Source organism: Martinezella lusitana, from assembly GCF_014207095.1.
GTDB lineage: Bacteria > Pseudomonadota > Alphaproteobacteria > Rhizobiales > Rhizobiaceae > Rhizobium > Rhizobium lusitanum_B.
Genome location: NZ_JACHBG010000058.1, coordinates 1 through 2,130, shown reverse-complemented (window position 1 = coordinate 2,130; position 2,130 = coordinate 1). Strand labels below are relative to the sequence as shown.

2 protein-coding genes are annotated in these 2,130 nt (G+C 53.0%); one reads left to right on the top strand and one right to left on the bottom strand.

The annotated features are described in order from the left end of the window. The first annotated feature begins 576 nt into the window (after positions 1–576). Entirely contained in the window at positions 577–894 is a 318-nt protein-coding gene (locus GGD46_RS33550; protein ID WP_004119995.1) for an integration host factor subunit beta, read from the top strand. A 743-nt stretch (positions 895–1,637) separates the two neighbouring features. On the opposite strand, the gene GGD46_RS33540 is transcribed toward GGD46_RS33550, so the two are convergent. Further along, a complete protein-coding gene (locus GGD46_RS33540) occupies positions 1,638–1,889 on the bottom strand; it encodes a hypothetical protein (protein ID WP_120764172.1) in 252 nt (83 codons plus the stop codon). Between the last annotated feature and the right edge of the window lie 241 nt (positions 1,890–2,130).

Below are 2,130 nucleotides of genomic sequence, written 5' to 3'. Positions count from 1 at the left end.
CCGCTCATCAGCCTGCCAGCAGCAAGCTGATACTCATCCGACCCTCTGGGATGAGCCGTGGTCGTCTAAGCTACACCACGTCCTGGGACATGATCAGCGGTCCTCGCCGCACGAGCATGAAAACACTCCTTGCTATGGCTGCCGTCCCATCATGACGGAATGGAAAAGCACGGGCGATAAACTCCAGTACAACGGCACTCGCAGCCCACATGTTCAGCGCGATGACCGATGGCGCTTCTTCCGCCGCGCACTCGTCACGACAGTCAGGCTAATATGTTCACATCATTTCTGACTGCGTGCATATCGTGGGTCATCTGGAAGCTCTGGCGAGGACGGCTGGGCCTACGTGCAGGCTGATGTCTGCCCACACTCGCTCGATAGCCACAGTAGGGAAAATCCGCCTGCAAGGCTCGCAGCAAGTAAGCATATCTGCCCATGACGGTGCTTCGTCTCTTGCAAAATTCTCACGCAAGAGGGACTTTCGACAAAGTGCCGTGCCGCTTCGCAGTTCCGCCCGGTACCGGCTAGGTTGCCTGTTTTAACGAACGTCAAGTTTTCCGTACATGAGATTGGAACATGATCAAATCCGAACTTATCGAAATTGTCGCTCATCGCAGACCCTTTCTGCATTTGAAGGATGCGGAAAGGATCGTTGATGCGATCCTCGAGGAAATGGCTGAAGCGCTGATGCGTGGCGACAGGGTTGAGCTAAGAGGGTTCGGCGCGTTCAGTGTCCGCCATCGCTTGTCGAAATCAGGCAGAAACCCAAAGACGAACACATCGATATTCGTCGAGGAGAAGTGGGTTCCCTTTTTCAAGGCGGGAAAAGACATACAGTATCGCCTGAACGCCGCGAGCAACCTCGATGCCCGAAGAATTGCTTCAAGAGGTTAGCTGCGATAGCGCTCGCACTCCAACCAATAAAGCCAACATGGGGAAGGTTATGGCAAGGAAAGTCAAATGGTTTGACGCGAACAAGAAGTACGGCTTTATAAAACTGACGATGGTGGCCCGGATATTTTCGTGCATCTCAGTGAAGCTATAAAGGCGAAGCTGCCTCATCTGACTCCAGGCGTACCCATTTCCTATACTCTTGAGATTGAAGACGGCAAAAGGTCGGCAAAAGAGCTCTCGCCAGTGACTATCAGCGCTGATCCAAAGTCCCCCGCCCGAACGATGAAGGAGCCGCCGAACGATTTTACGGACGAATTCGAAAGGGAATGGGGATTACGGCAAGCCTGAAGCTGGCTCGGTTGTTTTCCGGCCTTTAAATTCGGGCGTTGCCTTGTCTTTTCGCTTGGCCTTACAACGAAAGGCCAAGTCGATTTCTCTTGGCCGGTCCCGCTTGCAACCATTATCTGTAGCCCAGACCTTTTTGTTTCGCGCGCGAGGTTCTACGTGGCATATGATTGGAACGGCGCCAGAACACGGCGTATCAAGATATTGAAGTTCGTTGTTTCGCTCTTGATTGGTCTGACGCTCTTGGCCGGCCCTGCTATAATGCTTGTCCGTGCTCATCCCTAGGACAAACACCATGGGCCTCGAATATACCGAGATCTGGCGATGGATATCCACGACTCGCCATTGTCTCGCCAATTGCGGTGGAAAACAAAGCCCGATCGGCCCTGCCCTGTGGATCACTTGGGCATTTCCCTGTGGCGATCCAGCGCCTCAAGCACCGGGATGATTCCTTCAGCTACTTGCGGAGACAGATGCTCAAGTATGATACCGGATCGCACAACTGTTTCGAAGGAACGAGCGTCGACGACGGCGTAGGTATGATCTTCATCTTCAACTAGCGAGTAACTTTGCATGGCATGGATCTCCATAAACCTGTGCCTGACGATCAAGATGCCGGACACCGTACCGAATGATGCACTGGCCGTCACGTCTCCCGAGCGACATTAATCGAACATCGTTATCAAAGAAGACGAATTGGCCGGTCTGCCGAATTTTCGCAATATGGTGAGACCTCAATGCAACGACGCCTGCTCAGACACGCGCAGTTCATTCACGGCTGCATCGGCGATCTCTCAGAGGCTGCCTCAAAAAGAGGTGGGTGATTTCAGCAGGTTATGATTCCTTCGGATTTGCGAGATTCGATGGAGAACACGATGGCCTGGACCAAAA